This is a genomic window from Enterobacter sp. R-1.6.2, assembly GCF_035064085.1.
Classification (GTDB): Bacteria; Pseudomonadota; Gammaproteobacteria; order Enterobacterales; family Enterobacteriaceae; genus Enterobacter; species Enterobacter asburiae_B.
This window is the reverse complement of the sequence record NZ_JASEYI010000005.1, coordinates 127,910-150,082: the sequence shown is the minus strand read 5'-3', so window position 1 is coordinate 150,082 and position 22,173 is coordinate 127,910. Positions and strand designations below refer to the sequence as shown.

General features: G+C 55.1%; 20 protein-coding genes and 2 pseudogenes. 7 read left to right on the top strand and 15 right to left on the bottom strand.

The genetic code is table 11. The features are described from left to right. The first annotated feature begins 175 nt into the window (after nucleotides 1-175). Both QMN93_RS07955 and QMN93_RS07950 read left to right on the top strand, forming a co-directional pair. A pseudogene (locus QMN93_RS07955) lies at nucleotides 176-2,357 on the top strand (type I secretion system permease/ATPase). Then, on the top strand, nucleotides 2,354-3,529 hold the full coding sequence (locus QMN93_RS07950; RefSeq protein WP_029740549.1) for an HlyD family type I secretion periplasmic adaptor subunit: 1,176 nt from the start codon (nucleotides 2,354-2,356) through the stop codon (nucleotides 3,527-3,529). The pseudogene QMN93_RS07955 and the gene QMN93_RS07950 overlap by 4 nt, the downstream one beginning before the upstream one ends. A gap of 35 nt (nucleotides 3,530-3,564) precedes the next feature. Here QMN93_RS07950 and QMN93_RS07945 read toward each other — a convergent pair whose 3' ends face one another. After that, entirely contained in the window at nucleotides 3,565-4,449 is an 885-nt protein-coding gene (locus QMN93_RS07945) for a hypothetical protein (protein ID WP_033145482.1), read from the bottom strand. A 276-nt stretch (nucleotides 4,450-4,725) separates the two neighbouring features. Between QMN93_RS07945 and QMN93_RS07940 the strand changes: the two genes are divergently transcribed. After that, entirely contained in the window at nucleotides 4,726-6,189 is a 1,464-nt protein-coding gene (locus QMN93_RS07940; RefSeq protein ID WP_064672469.1) for an EAL domain-containing protein, read from the top strand. A gap of 27 nt (nucleotides 6,190-6,216) precedes the next feature. Here QMN93_RS07940 and QMN93_RS07935 read toward each other — a convergent pair whose 3' ends face one another. The 3 genes from QMN93_RS07935 to QMN93_RS07925 form a co-directional block, all read right to left on the bottom strand. Further along, entirely contained in the window at nucleotides 6,217-6,489 is a 273-nt protein-coding gene (locus tag QMN93_RS07935; protein WP_323619639.1) for a CsbD family protein, read from the bottom strand. 119 nt (nucleotides 6,490-6,608) lie between these two features. Next, nucleotides 6,609-7,277 carry an epoxyqueuosine reductase QueH gene (locus QMN93_RS07930; RefSeq protein ID WP_023311652.1) on the bottom strand — a complete coding sequence of 223 codons (669 nt, stop codon included), beginning with the start codon at nucleotides 7,275-7,277 and terminating at the stop codon, nucleotides 6,609-6,611. Nucleotides 7,278-7,401: 124 nt separating this feature from the next. Further along, nucleotides 7,402-7,878: a GNAT family N-acetyltransferase gene (locus QMN93_RS07925; RefSeq protein WP_064672470.1), complete on the bottom strand. Its 477-nt coding sequence runs from the start codon at nucleotides 7,876-7,878 to the stop codon at nucleotides 7,402-7,404. 89 nt (nucleotides 7,879-7,967) lie between these two features. Between QMN93_RS07925 and QMN93_RS07920 the strand changes: the two genes are divergently transcribed. Then, complete coding sequence (locus QMN93_RS07920) at nucleotides 7,968-8,930, top strand: LysR family transcriptional regulator (protein ID WP_193139232.1); 963 nt, start codon at nucleotides 7,968-7,970, stop codon at nucleotides 8,928-8,930. On the opposite strand, the gene QMN93_RS07915 is transcribed toward QMN93_RS07920, so the two are convergent. The 7 genes and pseudogenes from QMN93_RS07915 to QMN93_RS07885 form a co-directional block, all read right to left on the bottom strand. Continuing rightward, nucleotides 8,885-9,100, bottom strand: coding sequence for a helix-turn-helix transcriptional regulator (locus tag QMN93_RS07915; protein WP_024908393.1), 216 nt, complete (start codon nucleotides 9,098-9,100; stop codon nucleotides 8,885-8,887). The two genes, QMN93_RS07920 and QMN93_RS07915, sit on opposite strands and share 46 nt — an antisense overlap. Nucleotides 9,101-9,102: 2 nt before the next feature. Then, entirely contained in the window at nucleotides 9,103-9,636 is a 534-nt protein-coding gene (locus QMN93_RS07910; RefSeq protein WP_096149881.1) for a DUF2975 domain-containing protein, read from the bottom strand. A gap of 25 nt (nucleotides 9,637-9,661) precedes the next feature. Then, complete coding sequence (locus QMN93_RS07905) at nucleotides 9,662-10,009, bottom strand: hypothetical protein (protein WP_048978814.1); 348 nt, start codon at nucleotides 10,007-10,009, stop codon at nucleotides 9,662-9,664. Beyond that, entirely contained in the window at nucleotides 9,996-11,111 is a 1,116-nt protein-coding gene (locus tag QMN93_RS07900; protein ID WP_193139234.1) for a serine hydrolase, read from the bottom strand. Before QMN93_RS07900 ends, QMN93_RS07905 begins: the two co-directional genes overlap by 14 nt. Before the next feature lie 10 nt (nucleotides 11,112-11,121). Further along, complete coding sequence (locus tag QMN93_RS07895) at nucleotides 11,122-11,928, bottom strand: MipA/OmpV family protein (RefSeq protein ID WP_048978812.1); 807 nt, start codon at nucleotides 11,926-11,928, stop codon at nucleotides 11,122-11,124. A 320-nt stretch (nucleotides 11,929-12,248) separates the two neighbouring features. After that, nucleotides 12,249-12,752, bottom strand: coding sequence for a YbjP/YqhG family protein (locus QMN93_RS07890; RefSeq protein ID WP_047061850.1), 504 nt, complete (start codon nucleotides 12,750-12,752; stop codon nucleotides 12,249-12,251). After that, nucleotides 12,752-13,035, bottom strand: a pseudogene (locus tag QMN93_RS07885) (hypothetical protein). The gene QMN93_RS07890 and the pseudogene QMN93_RS07885 overlap by 1 nt, the downstream one beginning before the upstream one ends. Before the next feature lie 229 nt (nucleotides 13,036-13,264). Between QMN93_RS07885 and QMN93_RS07880 the strand changes: the two are divergent. From QMN93_RS07880 to QMN93_RS07870, 3 genes are all read left to right on the top strand, one after another. Beyond that, on the top strand, nucleotides 13,265-13,540 hold the full coding sequence (locus QMN93_RS07880) for a metal/formaldehyde-sensitive transcriptional repressor (protein WP_003857256.1): 276 nt from the start codon (nucleotides 13,265-13,267) through the stop codon (nucleotides 13,538-13,540). A 31-nt stretch (nucleotides 13,541-13,571) separates the two neighbouring features. Then, nucleotides 13,572-14,690 (top strand): S-(hydroxymethyl)glutathione dehydrogenase/class III alcohol dehydrogenase, encoded by a 1,119-nt coding sequence (locus QMN93_RS07875; RefSeq protein ID WP_064672938.1) that lies wholly within the window; start codon nucleotides 13,572-13,574, stop codon nucleotides 14,688-14,690. Between the two features lie 160 nt (nucleotides 14,691-14,850). Further along, complete coding sequence (locus tag QMN93_RS07870) at nucleotides 14,851-16,542, top strand: methyl-accepting chemotaxis protein (RefSeq protein WP_213787365.1); 1,692 nt, start codon at nucleotides 14,851-14,853, stop codon at nucleotides 16,540-16,542. A gap of 89 nt (nucleotides 16,543-16,631) precedes the next feature. Here the strand turns inward: QMN93_RS07870 and QMN93_RS07865 are convergent, their stop codons facing one another. The 4 genes from QMN93_RS07865 to QMN93_RS07850 form a co-directional block, all read right to left on the bottom strand. Next, nucleotides 16,632-19,013, bottom strand: coding sequence for a glucose/quinate/shikimate family membrane-bound PQQ-dependent dehydrogenase (locus QMN93_RS07865; protein WP_069302803.1), 2,382 nt, complete (start codon nucleotides 19,011-19,013; stop codon nucleotides 16,632-16,634). A gap of 637 nt (nucleotides 19,014-19,650) precedes the next feature. Beyond that, the gene (locus QMN93_RS07860; RefSeq protein ID WP_193139240.1) at nucleotides 19,651-20,574 is read right to left on the bottom strand and encodes a LysR substrate-binding domain-containing protein; all 924 of its coding nucleotides are present in this window, start codon (nucleotides 20,572-20,574) and stop codon (nucleotides 19,651-19,653) included. 181 nt (nucleotides 20,575-20,755) lie between these two features. After that, the gene (locus QMN93_RS07855) at nucleotides 20,756-21,640 is read right to left on the bottom strand and encodes an SDR family oxidoreductase (RefSeq protein ID WP_193139242.1); all 885 of its coding nucleotides are present in this window, start codon (nucleotides 21,638-21,640) and stop codon (nucleotides 20,756-20,758) included. A 64-nt stretch (nucleotides 21,641-21,704) separates the two neighbouring features. Beyond that, on the bottom strand, nucleotides 21,705-22,094 hold the full coding sequence (locus tag QMN93_RS07850) for a YdeI family stress tolerance OB fold protein (protein WP_039262530.1): 390 nt from the start codon (nucleotides 22,092-22,094) through the stop codon (nucleotides 21,705-21,707). Between the last annotated feature and the right edge of the window lie 79 nt (nucleotides 22,095-22,173).

The window sequence follows — 22,173 nt, the reverse complement described above, 5'->3', positions numbered from 1 at the left end:
CCAACGCCGCGGGGAGCGATCCCCGCGGCCTTTTGCGTTTCTTTACATGAATAGCCATAACCCTATATTTCACATGATTATTTTGCGGGCTCGTTTAGAAAGTGTTCGATTTTTAATCATTCCGTAAAGGTATCATTTCAGTGCGAAATTACCGCTCTGGACAGGACGTAGCATTATGAAGACACATCCACAGTACGAAACCCTGGCTGCAGGGCATGCTCATCATCGCGAAGCACTACCGGCTGGATTTCTCAGCGGAGCATGTGCGGGTCACGATTAACCATGAAAGCCAGTCTCCGCGCCAGCTGGTGCTGGAGGAGATGGCGCGCCAGCTTGGGCTGGGGATGCGTATGGTGGCGGCTGAAGCGGTATCCCTCGATCCGTGGCGCCTGCCGCTGCTGGCGGAATTCACCGGCGGACAAATCGCGGTCATTAACCGCATGGACAGTGAAGGCAACGTCAGCCTGCAGTTTAGCGGCGACGGCGGCCTGGAGACCACGCTGACGCGTGATGAGCTCGGGGCGCGGTTAAAAGGGCTGATGGTGTTGCGCCCGCTCGAATCCACGCCGGATGCCCGCGTGGACGACTACATCAAACCCTATGAGAAAAACTGGTTCTGGCAGCTGGCGCTGAAGGACTGGCGACGCTACAGCGATATTATGCTGGTGGCGCTGGTCGCCAACGTGCTGGCGCTCTCCGGCATGGTCTTCTCCATGCAGGTGTACGACAGGGTGGTGCCGTCGCAGTCGGAAGCCACGCTGTGGGTGCTGTTTGGCGGCGTGATGATCGCCATCGTGTTCGAATTCATCATGCGCATGCTGCGCGTGCATATTTCTGACGTGGTGGGGAAGCGCGCCGACCTGCGTATCTCTGAACGCGTGTTTGCCCACGCGCTGCGGATTAAAAACGGTGCACGCTCCAAATCAACCGGATCGTTTATTGCGCAGATCCGCGAGCTGGAGTCGGTGCGCGAGCTCATTACCTCGACCACCATTGCGGCGATTTCCGATCTGCCGTTCTTCCTGCTGTTCGTCTTTATTCTGTGGATGATTGGCGGCCCGCTGGTGCTGGTGGTCCTGCTCGCCGTGCCGCTGCTGCTTATCCCCGGCCTGCTGGTGCAGCGCCCGCTGGGGAAACTCTCCAGCGAAGGGATGCGTGAATCCGCCATCCGCAACGCCACGCTGGTGGAAGCGGTGCAGGGCATTGAGGACATCAAGCTGATGCGCGCCGAGCAGCGTTTCCAGAACCAGTGGAATAATACCAACGACGTCGCCGCCAGCGTCGGCATGAAGCAGCGCTGGCTGACGGGGTTACTGCTGACCTGGACTCAGGAGGTTCAGTCCATCGTCTACGCGGTGGTGCTGCTGGTGGGCTGTTACCTGGTCATCAGCGGCGACATGACTACCGGTGCGCTGGTGGGAACCTCGATTCTGGCGTCGCGCACCATCGCGCCGCTGTCGCAGATCTCGGGCGTGCTCTCGCGCTGGCAGTCGGCAAAGGTGGCCCGCAAGGGGCTGGACGACCTGATGCAGCGCCCGATTGACGATCCGCAGCACGGCAAGAAGGTGCATAAAGCCCACCTGCGCGGCGACTATGCGCTTGAGGACGTAGGGTTTTATTACGACGAGGAAGAAAAACTCACCGTGCTCAACATCAGCAAGCTGCAGATCCGCGCCGGAGAGCGCGTGGCGGTGCTCGGGCGCAACGGCTCCGGTAAAAGCACGCTGCTGCAGCTGCTGGCGGGCATGCAGGAGGCGCAGCAGGGCAGCATCCTGCTCGACGATATTGCCCTCAATCATCTGGACCCGGCAGACGTGCGCCGTGACATGCAGCTGCTCAGCCAGCAGGCCCGGCTGTTCTTTGGCTCCGTGCGGGACAACATCCTGATGGGGAACCCGTTAGCCACCGACGATGAGATTCATCAGGCGCTGGTTAACAGCGGCGCGCTGGAGTTTGTGCGCAAGCAGAAAATGGGGCTGAACTACATCATCAACGAGGGCGGGGCTGGCCTCTCCGGCGGACAGCGTCAGGCGCTGCTGCTGGCGCGAGCCCTGATTACCTCGCCGACTATTCTGCTGCTGGACGAGCCTACCGCCTGGCTGGACGAAATGAGCGAGAAGCAGTTTATTCAGCATCTTCACAAATGGCTGGGTAAACGCCGGACGCTGGTCGTGGCGACGCATCGCCTGCCGATCCTGGACCTGGTCGACCGCATCATCGTGCTGGAAAACGGTAAGGTGGTGATGGACGGCCCGCGCGATGCAATCCTGCACCAGCACGGTATGGCGCCGCAGAAAGCCGCGCAGCGTACGGTGACCATGAAGTCGGCGGCGGTTGCAGAGGAGGGCGCGGCATGAATGATTTCTCTCGTTTCAATAGCCGACTGAAGGAGCCACGCCTGCCGCGCTCGTCGCTGGTGGCATGGTCCCTGTTCGCCCTGCTGGCGGTGTTTATCGCCTGGGCAAGCCTGTTCCATCTGGATGAAGTGACGACCGGCAGCGGCAAGGTCATACCGTCTTCGCATGAGCAGGTCATCCAGTCTCTGGAAGGCGGCATCATTCACAGCCTGATGGTGCGCGAAGGCGACATCGTGGAACGCGGGCAGCAGCTCGCGCAGCTTGACCGGACAAAAACCGAGTCGAGCGTGCTGGAGAGCGAGTCTCGCCTGAATGCGGCGCTGGCGACCGCTGCGCGCCTGAAGGCTGAGGTGAACGACACGGAGCTCGCGTTTCCGGAGGAGCTGGATGACGACGTTGAGCTGGTCAAACAGGAAACGGCGCTTTACCAGTCCCGTCGTGAAAGCCTCGAAAAAGGGCTGGCCGGGTTGCGTCAGGGCGCCGAGCTGGTGCAGCGCGAGCTGTCGTTAACCCGTCCTCTGGTGACCCAGGGGGCGGCCAGCAAGGTTGAGGTGTTACGTCTTGAGCGTCAAAAAAATGAGCTTGAGAATAAAATCACCGAGATGAAAAACCAGTATTACGTTCGCGCCCGTGAGGAGCTGGCGAAAGCCAATGCGGAGATTGAGGCCCAGCGTTCGGTGATGAAAGGGCGTGAGGACTCCCTGACCCGACTGACCTTCAATGCCCCGGTTCGCGGGATCGTGAAGGATATTGACGTCACGACCGTGGGAGGCGTTATTCCGCCGAACGGCAAGCTGATGAGCCTTGTCCCGCTTGACGATCAGATGGTGGTCGAAGCGAAAATCTCGCCGCGCGATGTGGCGTTTATTCATCCCGGCCAGAAAGCGCTGGTGAAAATTACGGCCTATGACTACTCCATTTACGGCGGGCTGGAAGGGGAAGTGACCATGATTTCGCCGGACACCCTGCAGGATGAGGTGAAAAGGGATGTCTATTACTATCGCGTCTATATCCGTACCGACAGTAACCATCTGACCAATAAGCAGGGTCAGGAATTTCCGGTCTTTCCGGGCATGATTGCCACCGTTGATATTAAAACCGGCAGTAAAACCATTCTGGATTATCTATTGAAACCGCTGAACAAGGCAAAAGAGGCGCTGCGGGAACGATAGGGAAATGGCGTTCGGAACTCCGAACGCCTGCTGGATTATACGGTTGACGTCACGTTGTGAGCGTGGCGTCGCTCTTTAGGCACAACGTTGATGTAATGCGTAACATACGCAAAATATAAACCGGCATAATTTTCGACAAGGTCGATAAACGCCGGGTATATCGACATCCGACCATCACCACGATCTTTAAGATAACCCGCCTCTTGTGCCGACTTGACAATTCGGTTGACGTGGATGCGCGAAACAAAAAATTCCTTTGCGAGCGTGCTGGCTGAATAGTCAATGACCGCACCGTGAGCGGATTTATTTTTCATGGCCTGCAGATAGATATAAAGCATAATCATACGGCCGCCATCTTTATCGATAAATAACCCCACCTCAGGCAACACCTTTCTGAACGTTAATCCCCGAAAAAGATATTCAGCCGCGCGGCGGAAAAAGTTGTTTCTCAAAATATCATTATCCAGCAGGTTAACATTAATATTAAATGCCGGATAAAGAATGCTGACGGGCAAAAAAGCGCCGGACATATAACGCTTAAGTTCATTCAAGCCTTTTTCGGTTGGCGCGATTCTCGTTTTGCGTCGGTCATCCGTGCAGCGCCAGGTCCTGATGCGCCCGGTGGTTCTCAGTATCGTAATGATCGCAATCACGCTGTTGGGGCTGGCTATTTTATAGCGAGAGCATAACTCTTTAATCTCTGAAACTGACTCGGCCTGATTTCCAAAAATAAAACAACACATGGAGAGGATAATGTTAAACCGTGATTCCTGCAGCATTGTCTTATAGAACAAAGGTTGTTTTTTGTAGATGGTGTCATTAATTGTGTAGTGCTCTAATATTGCCTCACCGAATCGCGGATTGTTCTTTATAACATCCCTTCGATGTAGCAAGGCCCTGGATGAGATGTGATTATCCATAGCATTTTTCTCGTATTTGAATGAGCCGATAGATGAAGTGTCCACTCTTCTTTTTCGGAATTTTCATTATACCCTGAGAATAAGATATTTGCCGTTGTTATTTGCAAAGAAAAGTATATTTAAACGACGGTGATTAACGCAAAGATGTTCCTGTGAGTTCAGCGGATAACTGTTTCTTACCCTGAGGCTGTACTGTAAAATTAATGTTTATAACAGGTGCGTTAAATTTTACGTATTCACAAATGGAAATGGCGCCTCAGTGCCCAGGAGCAGTTTATGACCCACACAATTTCTCTCAGAAATGAGGCGTGCGATGAACATAAATTTGTCATCTCCGCCTGCGGTTTTACGTTCCAGGGATATCGTCTGATCCTTAACCAGTACGGAATACAGGCTTCGCATATTCACTTTGACGGGGATGAGGTATCCCAACAGGATCTTGAAAATATCCTTATAAATCAGAGTGCTCATATTGTGGTGTTTCTCGGAAAAGGTATCGTCAGTCTCCTGGAGAGCCTGAAGAGACTGGCGTCCGTACTCAATGCACTTCCCGTTATTCGACGCGTCACCCTGTATGGCGACCTGCCGGATAGCTGGCTATATCGCACCCTGGGCACTCTTTTAAATAATAGTTATCAATTATCGTTGATTCGACTGGCCCGCGTTTCAGATGTCATAACCTGTATTCATACACACCATAATGTTTTTAAAGATCGTTCGTACGTATTACGCGATCGCTACAAGGATAATTCTTCGCAAGAAACCGTAAAGTGGCTAACAAAAAGAGAAATTGACGTTTTATTAAATTTCTACCGCGGCATGTCCGTAAAAGAAATGTGCGACGAAATGGGGCTTTCTAATAAAACGGTTTATACCCACCGTAAGGAAGGCGTGCTGAAATTACGCTTAATTAAGCGGTGGCTAAACGATTCGCACAATTTCAGCGCGGAAAGACGTATCAAGCGGCGGAGCCAAAATACGGATTTTACGGATAAAGAATCAGAAATTTTTAATGCATTATATAAAAAAGAGATCTTCCCCGCTTATCAGATCATTACCGATCGTGACAAAAAGGGCGTAGGCTTTGAGATACTGATCCGCTGGAATAAAAACGGTAAAATTGTCAAGCCGGCCAGTTTTCTCACGGATATTTCAAATCATGAGATATGGTTGAAAATAACGGCGTTAGTCATCCATGCCGCCGTGTCAGGGATTAATAAGTATAATGGAAAATACTATTTTTCTGTAAATATTCCGCCTCGTCTGGCTTCCGGAAATGCATTGCCTGATATGGCAAAGAAAGCTATCGACATGCTGCTCAAGCCGCAGTGGGCCGAAAAGCTGGTCTTTGAATTTGCTGAAGATATTGACGTGACGAAGGACAAAAGGATCCCTGAAACCATGCGGCATTTGCGTAATACGGGGTGTCGATTATTTCTGGATGACTGCTTCTCTAACCATCAAACCATGTTCCCGGTGCGGCAGGTGCATTTTGATGGACTCAAGCTGGATCGCGACATCGTTGAGCATTTTGTGGCAAACGACAATGACTATAACCTGATTAAAGCGATACAGATTTATAGCGACATGACCGGTACGGACTGTATTGCCGAGGGGGTTGATAGTGAAGAAAAGTTTGAAAAATTAGTCGCGCTGGGCGTCAAAAACTTTCAGGGGTATTATTTATCGCGTGCCGTGAAAGAGGAGGAGTTAGACCGCATGGTCAGAATGTTTAGCTAAGAAAAATAAAGCCCGAAGGGCCTTTTATTATTTTCGACCGAGCAGCAGGCCGAGAACAATACCGACCGCACCCGCTGCGACGAGGCCGGTGAGGGGGTTATTTCTGACAGCTTCAGTGACGTCGGGAACGGCATCGCTGGCCTGCGCGGCATATTTTCTGGCCGCACCTTTTACCTGATGCTTTGGTGAATCAACGAATTCACCAAACTGCTGCTGCGCTGAACCTGTAAGCTCGTCAAATTTATTTTTAGCTTTATCTTCAGCAAGCTGGGTGTTTTTATCAGTACCGAAATCAGACATTTTTGCCTCCTTTTGTTGATTATTAAAGGATAGCCGCTCTTTGTGGATGTGGGAGACGTAAGGCTAAATTCGGTACATATCAGGGGTGTTTTCGGATATATCTCTATACCGGGAACCCGTTATTTCTCATTGTCATCCTGACCGTAATACAGTTTCCCTATGCGAATCAGCGGGCGGCCCTGAGACTTACGATGCAGGTTACTGTCCCTGAGCGAATAAACGCACCCGCAGTATTCCTGCTGGTAAAACTGCTCCCGCTTGCTGATCTCAATCATGCGAGAGGAGCCGCCCTGTTTACGCCAGTTATAGTCCCAGTAAACCATACCCGGATAGCGCGCGGCAGCACGCTGGCCGCAGTCATTTATCTGCTGCATGTTTTTCCAGCGGGAGATCCCCAGCGAGCTGCTGATGACGCTGAATCCATTTTCTGCCGCATAGAGCGCCGTACGCTCGAAACGCATATCGAAGCACATGGTGCAGCGGACGCCGCGCTCGGGTTCCCATTCCATGCCTTTCGCGCGCTCAAACCAGTTATCTGTATCGTAATCGGCATCAACAAACGGCACGCCGTGTTTTTCCGCAAAGCGAATATTCTCCTCCTTACGAATGAGGTATTCCTTTTGTGGATGGATATTGGGGTTGTAGAAGAAAATCGTGTAGTCAATCCCCGAAGCCTGGATAGCCTCCATCACTTCACCCGAGCAGGGGGCGCAGCAGGAGTGCAACAGCAGCCTGTCGGCACCGTCTGGCAGGGAAAGTTGTGGGCGGATAAAAGGGGCTGTCGTCATGGCGTTCTGCAATATGTTTATGAAATTTATGGAAGGGTAGCATAAATTCATCATCTGTTGAGGCGGGATCAAGGCAGGTCAGAGCGACCCCGCGGGGCGGGATCTTCTCGGGTACCACGTGTTGCTATTCGGCAAATTTCAGCAGCGCGTCGCCATCAAGACGATAGCGAACCCATTCGGACTGCGGCAGCGCGCCTATGCTCAGGTAAAAATCAATGGCGGGCTGGTTCCAGTCCAGCACGCTCCATTCAAGGCGGCCGCACTGCCGTTTTACCGCGAGCTGAGCGATATGTTTCAGCAGCGCTCTTCCCGCGCCTTTACCGCGATACTCCGGGGATACGTACAGGTCTTCCATATAAATCCCGTTGCGTCCGAGCCAGGTCGAATAGCTGGTGAAGAACACGGCATAGCCGGCAGTCTTGCCTTCACACTCCGCGATCAACGCTTCGGTTTTTGTGCCTGTGCCAAAGAGCGTTTCGCGGATTTCCTCCGGCGTGGTAACCACTTCTTCCGGCGCTTTTTCATACACCGCCAGCTCGTAGATCATGGCGTATATTGCCGCCGCATCTTCGGGGCGGGCCTGACGAATGGTGATGCTCATTGTTTTTCCTGTGTTTTAGCCTGTGTACGATTGATGGCGTTAAGCATACGGAGTATTGTCCGAAGAATTAAGTGCAATGAAATCAACAAATGATGAATATTATGCATTCGGTACTGAGGCGTCTTGATTTAAACCTGCTGCCCGTTTTCGACTCGATTTACCGCCATCGTTCCGTTCGGCTGGCCGCTGACGAGCTGGCGATGAGCACATCGGCACTGAGCCATGCGCTGTCGCGTTTGCGCATCACCCTTAATGACCCGCTCTTTTTTCGGGAAGGGCATCGCATGTCCCCCAGCGTGTATGCCTCTCAGCTTGCGCCTTCCATTGCTTCCGCATTGTCGTTCCTCAATCATGAGCTGACCCCGCAGCCGGAGTTTGACCCGGCCAGCAGTACCGAAAGCCTACAAATTGGGATTACGGACTTTACCGCGCTGTGCATTTTCCCGGCGCTGATGCACAAACTGCAGCTTGCGGCCCCGGGTTTGCGTTTCGAATTGCGCTATCTGCCGCACAGCCCGGCGCTGACGGAACTGCTGGCGGGCGAAGTGGATCTCGCGCTGGGGTTCAGCACTCAGGATGATATCCGGCACCCGGAACTGGAAGAGATCGCCTGGTTTGAAGATGAGTATGTGGTCATCAGCAACGCGCGGCGGACGCGTCTGACGCTGGAGGAGTATCTCGCGGCCCGACACCTGGTGGTGACGCCATGGAATGAGAAGCAGGGCGTTCTGGACGTGCGGCTCGAACAGCTGGGCTATACCCGACAAATCGCGATCAAAACGCCGTCGATGCTCAGCGCGCCGTTTATCGTTGCCGAAAGCGACCTGCTGATGGCGATCCCCCGTTTTGCCGCTGAGAAGCTGGCTGCGGCAGCGGACCTGAGGATTTTTCCTTTATCGTTTTCGATACGCACGTTTGAAGTGAAAATTTACTCGCATAAACGCAGCGGCCAGCGGGGGGCGACCCGCTGGCTTAAGGAGGAGCTGCAAACGCTGGCGCAGGCGCTTCATTCCGGGCTGTCCGGCTCCCAGGAAAGGATGTCGCCGGGTTGACACTGCAGCGCTTCGCAAATTTTCGCCAGCGTATCAAAACGTATCCCTTTAACCTTGCCGGACTTGAGCAGCGACAGGTTTTGCTCCGTGATCCCCACAAAGGCAGCTAGGGCTCTGGACGTCATTTTCTTTTCTACCAGCATTTTGTCCAGATGAACCACGACAGCCATAATCAGATGAACTCCTTATTTTCTTCTTCCGCTTTGATCCCTTCGACCAGGGAGTGAAACGTTACCAGCAGCAAACCGCCGGTTAATAACAGAACAAAATCCCCAAGCAAAAGGGTGACCTGGTAGTAATGTCCCGGCCACGCGATCGTGAGAGGGATCAAAAAGCGACAGACCGGCAGCGCGATCCCAAGGCTTAGCATTGCGATTGCAATGTTGCGAACGCTGTTCGCCAGGGCCCGGGAGAGGATCTGCTTTTGACGAACCTGTCGCGTGACGCTCATTCCCTGCCAGATAGCGAAGGCAAACAGCCCCGCCGGGAGATAAAGGATCGCCAGCAGGAGTATCTGGCGTAGCGGCGAAACCGTCGAAACCGCCAGATCGTCATTCTGAACCTCAGCGAGCTTTAGCAGAGTGGAAATGAAAAACGACTCGCCGGTGAAATAAATCCACAAAGGGGTGATTAAAACCAGGATGAGAAATAGCGGCAGCACCCCTGCGATGAGCACCAGACTGAGTTTATCCCTCGCACCATTCACGTCGAACCTTCCTGAATATTTCATATTATTTTAAGACCAGCATGCTCAAGCATGACATAAGCATCAGCGCGATGGCAATCTTGCCACCGTTCAGACAGTTAGCGCCGCGTTTCATCCACGGTTTTGGCCACACGTGATACACGCTAATGGCGAGATAAGAGGCCTGAATCACCCAGGTGAGCATTCTGAAAAAGTAACCTGAACTGTTCAGATGGGTGATGGTCTGCATCATCTCCATGCTATAGAGAATGATTCCGACGGTCAGCATTGTGTTCACCAGCCGAAGTTTATACCGCGCGGCCCAGGCTCCGCACGTAAACAGCAGGGCCGAGACGAAGGTCAGTATCGCCCAGAGAATATCAATCCAGTTCATGATGCGCCTCTGCTGCCTGATATGGCTGGGCTAACAGCAGCCGTATGGCCGGGACAACCACCGGCCACGCGGTGTCGGAAAGGATCACCACGGCGCTTTTACGCTGTCGGTCGAAGGCAATAGCGGAAGCAAACCCTGACGATTCACCATCATGCCAGGTGATATCGCGCCCCTGAATGCGCGTGGTGAACCAGCCATAGCCTACGCGTGAATCGGGATCGTCAGTCGCAAACTGTGGCGTCATTGCGTCGCTCCATGCGAGCTTTCCTTCCAGCAACGACTGCGCGTAATGGGCCATGTCGACAATGGTTGAGCGCACGCCAGCGGCAGGGGCAAACGCGTGCATGACCCACGGCGCTTCGCTCAGGCCGGAAGCGGACCGACCGCGGCTGAATGCGAAAGAGGCGGGCGTCGTATCGCTGGCGACGACGGAGTCTGTCATATGCGCCTGAGCGAAAATTCGCGTTTGCAGGAGATGAGCAAAAGATTGATGCGATGCACGCGCCAGCGCCAGTCCCAGCAGCGCGTAGCCGGTGTTGGAATAGTCAAATTCAGCCGGGCGTTCGACGCTGGCTTTATTCACCATCTCTATTAATGTCTCCTCATCGAAGTTCCAGATATTGTCACGCAGGATGATGCTTTTAATGACCTGAACTTTCTCGGGTAACGACGTCGCCAGCGGCGGCAGGCCGGAGCGGTGCGAAGCCAGCTGCGCCAGGGTAATATCGCTCGCCAGGCCCGCTATCTCCGGAATAAGTTCACCGACGCGGGTTTGTGGCGCCGCTTCGCCGCGTCGCTGCGCCTCAATCAGCAGGCTGCTGGTCATGGTTTTGGTCAGGCTGGCGATTTCATACTGTTTCGTAAAATCGCTGTCCCACAGAGCGTACTGCACGCCTTTCGGCGTAATGAATGCGACGGCAACGCTGCCTCGCGCACCGCAGAGTAATGGCGTCAGGAACGAGACTATGGTTGCATCTCCCGTCTGGCGCGGGGACGGAGTGCTGACGCCCGGCTGCAGGTAGATGCCTGCAGCAATCAGCGACACAAAAACCACCCCTGCGGCTAAGAGTCGCCTGCGGCTGTACACATACCGTTTATTCATGGTTTTCGCCTCAGAACTCGTACTGGATCATGGATGACAGGGTGTACTGTATGCGGCTTTTCACCAGCGGGCTCTGACCCGCTTCATCAATCAGACAGGCTGCGCGGCCGGCCACCCCAGCCGCCAGATTTTCGCTGATGTGCCAGACCAGTTCGCTATCGACCCCAGCTTCCTGCAAACCCGATGAGGGTGAATATGCCTCAAACCCAGTGCGCTGAGACTGGTTCGCGGTGACGCCATAATGGCGCTGCTGATAGCCGCCGTTCGCCCAGGTGATGTCACCTGCGACCGAAAACTCGACGTCCTGCCCGCGCCAGAGGGTGGACTTTACGCCGCTATTCACGGTCCTCGCCTGCGGCTGCGTCTCGCCACCGTACCGGTGTTTTTGCGTTGCGCTTAACGCCCGCAGCCATATCGTCCAGTCCTCGCGGTGATAACGCATCTCCGCGCCAGCCATCAGCATGTCGGACATATCGCCCATTCCCTGCAGGTCGCGGTTTTTTCGGGCGGAGAAGGGATAGTTAACTGTCTCTTTTCGCCCCTCATCAGAGGCCAGCAGCAGGCTCACGGCAAACGGGGCGTCGGGGCTATATGTCCATGCAAGACCTTCCGTAGAGAGATCCCACTGCCCATAGTCTTTACTCTTCAGACTCAGGCCGCCTTTAAGTAGCGGCCCGGGCGCGTAATGCTGCGATCCCGAATAAACGGGGCTGACCGCGACGCCCAGTCCCGCGTAACCGGACAGATCCGCACTGCGTGCGGGGGCGCAAAGCGCGATCCCCGCGAGCGAAACGCCATACAGCAGACTTCTTTTCATTCGATGCCTCTCCTGGCAAAGGGTAAGTTGAAGTGCGTGCAGGCTAGCCTGGAGATTATCGTAAAACAATAAACATTTATTGTTTTACACTAAAATTGGTAGGGTTGTTCAAGCGCTCACGATAAAAAGAGATGCGGCCGGGGAGGAAAGTACAATATCGTAACTCTATGATTAAACGTGTAGTTCGCAGGAACACCGTCGCGACAGGACGATAAATGATTGATGACATTCGTTGTGAACAAGGGCTCGTCAATGCCGGGTAAATTATGAAAACACAAATGCCAGGACATATGTCCTGGCATGACACAAGAAAAGAGAGATTAGGGGGACGTTATACTTGCGGCATATCGTTGTGCGGCAGCAATCGCCCTGTCGTCAAAAATATACTGTTCAAAATGATGGCTCGCATCGGTGACGCGATATATTTTCCACTTACCGTCTTCATTGCGCAGATACACGTTTAACTGCAGCTTCTGCTCATGACCCACACCCAGCTCGACGTTAACAAGTTTTCCGGACGCAGAGTTTATCGCGTTGCTTACGCTTAGGTCAGGGATCCACTCCGCGGCATAGTCTTGCGTATAGGTAAAATAGTCGGAACCGATAATTTCCTGCTCATAGAGAGAGAAAATTCTCTGCAGTCGGAAGAGCGTGTCTCGCGCGATATACTCACGCATTTTTGGGGAATCGAGATTATCTTCTTTGCTGTCTGTAACGAAAGCCGTGAGGTAAAACGTATAAAAGTCATGAGTGCGTTTTTCCGGCGTATCCATCTGTGTTGCACATCCTGTCAGTAACAGGCACATCAAAAGAACGTTACGCATCAGCTTTTCCTGTAAATTTTGTAAGCAGGGCGTGCGGAGCGATATCCCGGACCACCCCACATATCTCTTTGTCTGAAATCAGAGTACCAGGTTGTACCGTCATAAATCGCCATGTGACCTGCCGGATTTTCTCCCTGCCATAGTTTTTTGCATTGGGTGCATTTCCAATATCCGCGCCACCTGCTCGTATTGCCTTGCGAGTAAATTCACCACAGCGTTTTTGCGATGAAATGCCGGCACTCTGGCGTGCATGCAGGGCCGCAGCGTGTTTGTTCCATGCCATGTGTTAACTCCTGTTGTATATGAAATCGTCACTAAACAACGGGATCTTCAATTCGGTTAGGCAAATAATGTTATTAAAAAATTATATATTTCATATGGTTATATATTTTTAGGTTTCATTCTCTTGCTTGATGATATGCGGTAGATACGCTGATTTTGCAACGGAAATAGAAGGTTTACATCGCCAGGTAAGTAAAATACCATACCCCCCTATAGTATCAGGAGGGCGTATGCCGCATTCACCCGAAGATAAAAAACGTATTCTTACTCGCGTCCGCCGCATTCGGGGTCAGGTTGATGCCCTTGAACGCGCGCTGGAGTCGGGCGACCCCTGTCTGGCCATTTTGCAGCAAATCGCCGCCGTGCGCGGGGCTGCCAATGGCCTGATGGGCGAAATGGTTGAAATTCACCTCAAAGATGAGCTGGTGACGGGGGAAACCACGCCGGATCAGCGAGCCGTACGCATGGCGGAAGTCGGCCATTTGCTGCGCTCTTATCTAAAATAAACCCACACACCTGACAAAAAGGGAAGACATGATGAAATCTCGCGCTGCAGTTGCATTTGGTCCCGGCCAGCCGCTGAAAATCGTTGAAATCGACGTGGCACCGCCGAAGAAAGGCGAAGTGCTGATCAAAATCACCCATACCGGCGTGTGCCATACCGATGCGTTTACGCTCTCCGGTGACGATCCGGAAGGCGTCTTCCCGGCGGTGCTGGGTCATGAAGGCGGCGGGATTGTGGTGGAAGTGGGCGAGGGCGTGACCAGCCTGAAGCCTGGCGATCACGTTATCCCGCTGTACACGGCGGAGTGCGGCGAGTGTAAGTTCTGTAAATCCGGTAAAACCAACCTCTGCCAGGCGGTTCGCGCCACTCAGGGGAAAGGGCTGATGCCGGACGGTACCACCCGTTTCTCCTATAACGGCGAGCCTGTTTATCACTACATGGGCACCAGCACCTTCAGCGAGTACACCGTTTGCGCGGAAATTTCCCTGGCGAAGGTGAACCCGCAGGCGCCGCTGGATAAAGTCTGCCTGCTGGGCTGCGGCGTGACCACCGGTATCGGCGCGGTGCATAACACGGCAAAAGTCAAAGAGGGCGACACCGTTGCGGTGTTCGGTCTCGGCGGCATTGGTCTGGCGGTCATTCAGGGCGCGGTGCAGGCGAAAGCCGGTCGTATCATCGCGGTCGACACCAACCCGGAGAAATTCAGGCTGGCGGGTGAAATGGGCGCGACCGATTTCGTTAACCCGAAGGATCACGAAAAACCGATTCAGGATGTCATCGTTGAGATGACCGACGGCGGCGTTGACTTCAGCTTCGAATGTATCGGCAACGTGAACGTGATGCGTTCCGCGCTGGAGTGCTGCCACAAAGGCTGGGGCGAGAGCATCATCATTGGCGTGGCCGGCGCGGGCCAGGAGATTAAAACCCGTCCATTCCAGCTGGTCACCGGGCGCGTGTGGCGCGGTTCCGCGTTTGGCGGCGTGAAGGGCCGTACCCAGCTTCCGGGTATGGTTGAAGATGCCATGGCCGGCAAGATTCAGCTCGACCCGTTCATTACCCACCGTTTGCCGCTGGAGCAGATCAACGACGCGTTCGATCTGATGCACGAAGGAAAATCCATCCGTACCGTCATTCATTTCGGCGACAAGTAGCTCTTCTGCCAGCGGTTTTTCACCGCTGGCGTTTCTTTAATAATCTTCTCTAAAGTGTGACCAGTGCGGCGTTTTTAGCCGTAATCTAAATCTCTGCCGTGCCGATGACTATTTAACACGCATGTTTTTACGCATCTTACCTACAAGAGAGTCGACGGTCATGGACAACACTACTTCGATGCAGGCGCAGCGCAAGCTGGGCTTCTTGCATCACATCAGGCTGGTTCCGCTGTTTTCCTCCATTCTCGGTGGCATTATTCTTCTGTTCGCCTTGAGCTCGGGTCTGGCGGGGTATTTCCTGCTGCAGGCCGATAACGATCAGCAGGATGTCACATCCGAAATTCAGGTGCGTATGGGGCTGTCGAACAGCTCAAACCATCTGCGAACCGCGCGTATTAATCTGATCCACGCCGGTGCGGCAAGCCGTATCGCGGAGATGGATGCGATGAAGCAGAACATCAGCGAGGCGGAAACGCGCATTAAGCAGTCCCAGGAGAGCTTTACCGCCTATATGAATCGTGCCGTGCGTACCGCTGAGGGTGCAGCGCTGGATGAGGATCTCAAGGCGCGGTACGACGCCTATATTGCGGGCATGCAGCCGATGGTGAAATTCGCCAAAAACGGCATGTTCGAAGCGATTATCAACCACGAAAACGAAACGGCGCGTCCGCTGGATGACGCTTACAACGCCGTACTGCTGAAGGCGATCAAGATCCGTACCGAGCGTGCCAATGCGCTGACGGCGCAGGCGCACAGCCGCACGCAGCTGGGCCTGATGTTTATGGTGGGCGCGTTTGCGCTGGCGCTGGTGCTGACGGCGATGACCTTTGTCGTGCTCCGCCGCACGGTAATCAATCCTTTGCAGCGTGCAGCGAAACGTATCGAGAATATCGCCAAAGGCGACCTGACGATGCCGGACGACGTGGCCGGGAGCAGCGAAATTGGCCGCCTGACGCGCGATCTGCAAACCATGCAGCACTCGCTTGAAAACACCGTAGGCACCGTACGTCAGGGGGCGGAGGAGATCTACCGCGGCACGAGCGAAATTTCTGCCGGTAACACCGATCTCTCTTCGCGCACCGAGCAGCAGGCCGCCGCCATTGAGCAAACCGCCGCAAGCATGGAACAGCTGACCGCGACGGTGAAACAGAACGCCGATAACGCCCATCATGCCAGCAAGCTTGCGGAAGATGCCTCCGGGAAAGCCAGCCGCGGCGGCCAGATGGTCTCAGGCGTGGTCAAAACCATGGGCAATATCTCCACCAGTTCGAAAAAAATCTCCGAGATCACCGCCGTCATCAACAGCATTGCGTTCCAGACCAATATCCTGGCGCTTAACGCGGCGGTAGAAGCGGCGCGGGCGGGCGAGCAGGGGCGCGGTTTTGCCGTGGTGGCAAGCGAAGTCCGAACCCTTGCAAGCCGCAGTGCGAATGCCGCAAAAGAGATCGAAAGCCTGATTAACGAATCGGTCTCGCTGATCGACCAGGGCTCCGGTGAGGTTGTGGCTGCCGGTAACACCATGAATGAAATCGTCGAAGCGGTTAAACGCGTGACCGACATCATGCTGGAGATTGCCGCCGCGTCCGATGAGCAGAGCCGCGGTATCGTGCAGGTGAGCCAGGCGATTTCTGAGATGGATAAAGTGACCCAGCAGAACGCCTCGCTGGTGGAAGAAGCCTCTGCGGCCGCCGCGTCTCTGGAAGAACAGGGCGCGCGTCTGACCGAGGCGGTCGGGGCGTTTCGTCTGAGCGGTGCAAAGTCGGGCCGCGCGGTGACGTCTGCGCCAGTGGCGAAGAACGCGCCGTTGCGTCCGGCGGCGACGGTTTCCGGGGATAACTGGGAGACGTTCTGAGTTGTCGGCAGTGTCGGGTGGCGCTTCGCTTACCCGACCTACAAAATCTGACCTACAAAAAAGGGACCTTTCGGTCCCTTTTTCACATCTTATTGCTTATCGGGTAACGCGTACGCGATAACGTAATCCCCGCGATCCGGCGACTGGCGAGCGCCCCCGGCGTTGATGATGATGTACTGCTTACCGGTTTTCGGCGACACGTAGGTCATCGGGCCGGACTGGCTGCCGACAGGCAGACGGTCTTTCCAGATCTCTTTCCCGGTGGCGGTATCAAACGCGCGCAGGTAGAAATCCTGCGTGCCGGCGAAGAACAGCAGGCCGGACTGGGTAGAGAGCGATGCGCCCAGCGTCGGCATGCCGATTGGGATTGGCATGTGCATGCGAATGCCCAGCGGCCCGGTATCTTCCACCGTGCCGACAGGCACCTGCCACACCAGCTTGCCGGTTTTCAGGTCAACGGCCGACATGGTGCCAAACGGCGGCTTCTGACACGGAATGCCCAGCGGTGACAGGAAGCGTTCGCGCATCGCGCCGAACGGCGTGCCGTCCATCGGTACGATACCCATCTCGATGCCGCTGGCGTTTTTCGCCACGTTAGCGCGCGGCACCATGTAGTTTGCCAGGCCCAGGCGCATATCGTTGACGAACATCAGGCTGTTGTTCGGGTCAACGGAGACGCTGCCCCAGTTCATCCCGCCGAGTGAGCCAGGGAACTGCAGGGAACGGTCGAGACCCGGCGGGGTGAAGACGCCCTGATGACGCATCTCTTTAAACTGAATGCGGCACAGCAGCAGGTCGACTGGCGTCGCCCCCCACATGTCGGATTCGGTCAGCGTCTGGTTGCCAATCATCGGCATGCCAACGGAATACGGCTGGGTCGGAGAGTAGCGTTCACCTTCAACGTTACCCGCCGGGACAGGACGTTCTTCTACCTTCGCCACCGGCTTGCCGGTTTCGCGGTTAAGCATGAAGATCATGCCCTGCTTGCTGGTCTGCACCAGCACGGGCGTGGTACCGCCCTTACCGTCGGGCAGGTCGTACAGCAGCGGCTGGGAAGGCAGGTCAAAGTCCCACAGGTCGTGATGGGTCGTCTGGAAATGCCAGCGCACCTGACCGGTGGTCGCGTCGACGGCGACGATGGAGGAACTGTACTTATCGTCCAGCGCGGTACGTTCGCCCGCCCAGAAGTCCGGGGTGGCGTTGCCGGTTGGCAGGTAGATCAGGTTCAGCTTAGCGTCGTAGGACATTGCTGACCAGACGTTCGGCGTGCCGCGGGTGTAGGTCTGGCCTTCCGGCGGCAGGCCGGTCAGGTTCGGATTACCCGGATCCCACGCCCACGCCAGCTTACCGGTGTGCACGTCGTAGGCGCGCACCACGCCCGGCGGTTCGCCGGTGGAGTAGTTATCCGCGACGCGACCGCCGACGACAACCACATTGCCTGCGACCAGCGGCGTGGAGGTCTGCTGATAATATCCGGGCTTGATCTCGCCCATGCCGACGCTCAGATCCACGGTGCCATGGTCGCCGAAGTCTTCACAGACCTTGCCGTCATCCGCGTTGATGGCAATCAGGCGGGCGTCGGTGGTCGGCAGGAACAGGCGGCGAGGGCATGCCGCAGGCGGTGTCTCTGCCTGTGACGTTGTCACGCTGGAGTGGTCTTCAAAATAGCCCAGACCGCGGCAGCGCTGCCAGTTAGGCGCCGTGGCTTTGGAATCGTAGCGCCATTTTTCTTTGCCGGAATCCACGTCCAGCGCCAGCACTTTACTGTACGGGGTACAGACGTACAGCGTGTCGCCAATCTGCAATGGCGTGTTCTGATCTTCCGCGCCGGAGCCGTTGCTCTGCGGAATATCGCCGGTGTGCGCAACCCATGCGACTTTCAGATCGCGGACGTTTTGCTTGTTAATCTGGTCCAGCGCGGCGAAACGGTCGCCGTGGGTGGTATTACCCCAGTGCGCCCAGTTCTTTTGCTGCTCGCCGGGGGCGACGGGTTTCACCGGAACGGGCTCGTTCGCTGCCACGAGGGTCTGCGGCTTAAACATCCAGCCCAGGCTGACCAGCATCGCCACCGCGAGCACGGCCGCGACGCCAAAAGCGGGAGCCTTGTTCGCGGCGCGGTGGTTTGCCGCGCGCAGGAAAGGCCAGACGATGGCGCAGAGGAAGGCCAGTACGGCAAAGGTAAACAGGCGAGAGAAGAGCGGCCAGAAATCCCAGCCCGCATCGCCTACCGCCCAGAACAGCGAGGCAATAAAGGCGATGGCGTAAAGTACGATCCCGCTGCTGCGATTGAGGAAAATCAGGATCGCGGCAATCACCATCACCACGCCCATTATCAGGAAGTATCCACTTCCGCCTACGGTGACGAGCTTAAAGCCCAGCCCGCCGACTGCCAGACCGATGAGCAACATCAGTCCGGCAAGGAGCCACTGCAGGATACGCGGTATCCCACGTGGCGCGCTGCCAAATGCCATTTCTGTCTCCTTAAGATCCCCCCGTCGTGCTGGGTGTGTACCAGTTGGGTAATAAATGCGGAGGAAAGAATGATTAATACGGGTGAATTCGGGGTTGTAAAATTATTTACGAACCATTTGGTGAATTCGTCACTATGATAAAACTGTTAAATTGTTTTACGCAATTGTTAATGAATGATTTCGCATTAATTGATTAGGGCGCAGACGGCCCCCTCTCCCTTGAGGGAGAGGGCTGGGGTGAGGGGGAACATACGGCTGTGGTGGTCATTCCGTTCACTTTATGTTTCTTGCTACTCTGTAACGACATGGCCTGTGAACGTGCCAGGGCGGCTCAATCGCCACCGCCCTGGCAACCCGGGCTCCCGGCGGTAAATCGCCGCTTCGCGGTGCCCTCAGCTTATTCCTTCAGGCTATCGGGTCGGGCATGAGCCTGCATCCCTGCAGGCCACGCCCTCTCGGCGCATCCCTGCGCCTCGCCCCGGCCTTGCGGAAACGCTTCGGCGATTTACAGCCGGACCAGAGCGTCGCTGTAATTTCTTCATTTTCCTGAGCCAATATTTATCGCTTCGGGTGGAAAAATGGCTGGTGAACCCTCGCCCCGTTGGGGAGAGGGTTAGGATGAGGAGGGCGAAAGTTGTCAGACCGGCATTGATTTACGAATAGCGCTCAGCAGCGTCTGCGCGCCCGTTGAAAGCGGCGCGTCTACGCGGGTCAAAATGCCGATAGGTTCACCGGGGCCGGGGGAGATAATCGGCAGGGCGATCAGCGTTCCCTGACGTAAATCATCTTTCACCGCACCGGAGGGGACGAACCAGACGTAGTCATAATCCAGCGTAAGCTGCCGCGAAAGCGAAGCCGACAGCGTTTCGATACACCCTGAGGGCAGCGTACACCCCTGCATTTGCAGCAAGGTTTCGGCGGTCTGGCGGGGAACGGTCCCTTTTGGGCAGACCACTACCGGCCACTCCATCACGCGGCTTAACGTTACCGTGTCCTGCAGCAGGGGGTGATCGGGACGAACCACCAGCTTCAGAGACTCCAGGAACAGCAGTTCATAGTTGAGGCCGCCCATCAGCTCAGGGTCGGACATGCGGCCGATTCCGAGATCCAGTTCGCCGGATTTCAGCCCCGCGAGCAGCATGGTGTTATTCATGGTGGCGACCTGAATCGTGGTATGCCGCTGCTGCTTGTGGAACTGGCCGATAACGGGCGGAAGAATGCCCAGCGCCGCGGTAGGCAGAGCGCCCACGCGCACCACCTCACTGGATTGCTCTTCTTTTCGGTGCAGGGACTGGCCAGCGGTATTGAGCGCATCCAGCACTTTAACGGCGTGCGTGAGGAACTGTTCGCCCACGATGGTAAGCTGCGCCCCCAGCCGGCCGCGGTCAAAAAGACGGGCACCGGTCAGCTGTTCCAGCTCGTTGAGGGTTTTTGAGAGCGCAGGCTGGCTCAGGTTGAGAGTTTCAGCCGCACGCCCCAGCGTTCCCTGTTGAGCGACGGCCACAAATGTATGCAAATGGCGCAAGCGTATGCGCTGACTGAACAGACCATTTTTTTCCATAGGCGATGTTAAAAACAGAGCGATGCGGGTGACAAGTTAAGTTGTTTAATTTTGATAACCTGATAGCAAAATATTTTTAACATTTGATCTGTTTGAGTTACAACATGTTTTTTGGCGGGGGAATAAAAGCGAACATCCTTGTTCATTTATTGCTCATTGCGGAGGGGTATCGTTTACCGGTTTAGATCACGCCGTCACCGCCATCGGAGCACCACACCTGGCCGGACGTAAATGAACATTCATCCGAGGCCAGCGTGACGTACAGCGGGGCAATCTCGACGGGCTGGCCCGGACGTCCCAGCGGAGTGTCGCCACCGAACTCCTTCACTTTTTCCATCGGCTGCCCGCCGCTGGACTGCAGTACCGTCCAGTAAGGGCCAGGAGCAACCGCGTTGACGCGAATGCCTTTCGGACCCAGCTGTTTGGCTAAGGATTTGGTGAATACCGCCAGACAGGCTTTCGTCTGGGCATAGTCCAGCAGCACGGGGCTGGGTTTCACCGCCTGAACGGAGGAGGTATTAATGATAACGGACGACGCTTTCAGGTGGCGCAACGCCGCCTTGGTGATCCAGAACGGAGCGTAAACGTTAGTTTTAAACGTTGCGTCAAAATCATCCGTGGTCAGTTCCTCAAGCGATTCACGGAACTGCTGACGGCCGGCGTTGTTGACCAGAATGTCCAGCCCGCCCAGTCGCGACACGGCTTCTTCGACCAGATTCTGACAGAACGTTTCGTCCCGGACGTCTCCCGGCAGCGCGATGGCCTTGCGGCCTTCCGCTTCGATCAGCTCGATGACCTCAGCGGCGTCTTTTTCCTCTTCGGGCAGGTAGTTAATGGCAACGTCAGCACCTTCACGCGCATAGGCGATAGCGACCGCGCGACCAATGCCGGAGTCTCCGCCGGTAATTAGCGCTTTTTTGCCGGCAAGGCGGCCATGTCCTTTATAGCTTTGTTCCCCGTGGTCGGGTACGGGCTGCATTTCGGATGCCAGTCCCGGCGGCGTCTGCGGCTGTTCCGGGAACGGGGGCTGCGGGTAAGCGTTCGTACGTTGTTTAGTATCACTCATAGCTGACTCCTTAAGCCAAGGGGTGAGATTTGATGGATAACTGCAGCGTTAACGCTTCGCTGAATTATTTCTGCAAACGATCAACACGGACGACGGCAGGAGAGGATTTTTTATCAAGCGAACCGTTGATACTAATCATCTGGTCGGGTTTTACCGTTCTGCCGTCGAAGACTGCCTGGGGAATAATAACGTCGATTTTTCCGGTTTTATCCTGAAATACAAACTTATCGCCGCTACCGTCAATAAGATTACCGCGTAAGGAAATTGTCGCACCATCGTGCAATTCCTTTGCCTGCCTGATGGTCATAATACGCGCGTCGTCGGTTCCGCGATATCCGCTATCAAGCGCGTGGGGAGGCGGTGGCGCTTCGCCTTTTTGTAAACCCCCGTTATTATCTGCCCATGCGGCCGGAACCAGAAATATCAATAAAGCGGAAATAAGTGATAATTTCATCCGATATCCTTCATTTTGCGTGTCTTGACTTATTAAGTATTGTTGCTATTCCTTTATGTGGCAAATGTGATAAGTCCTA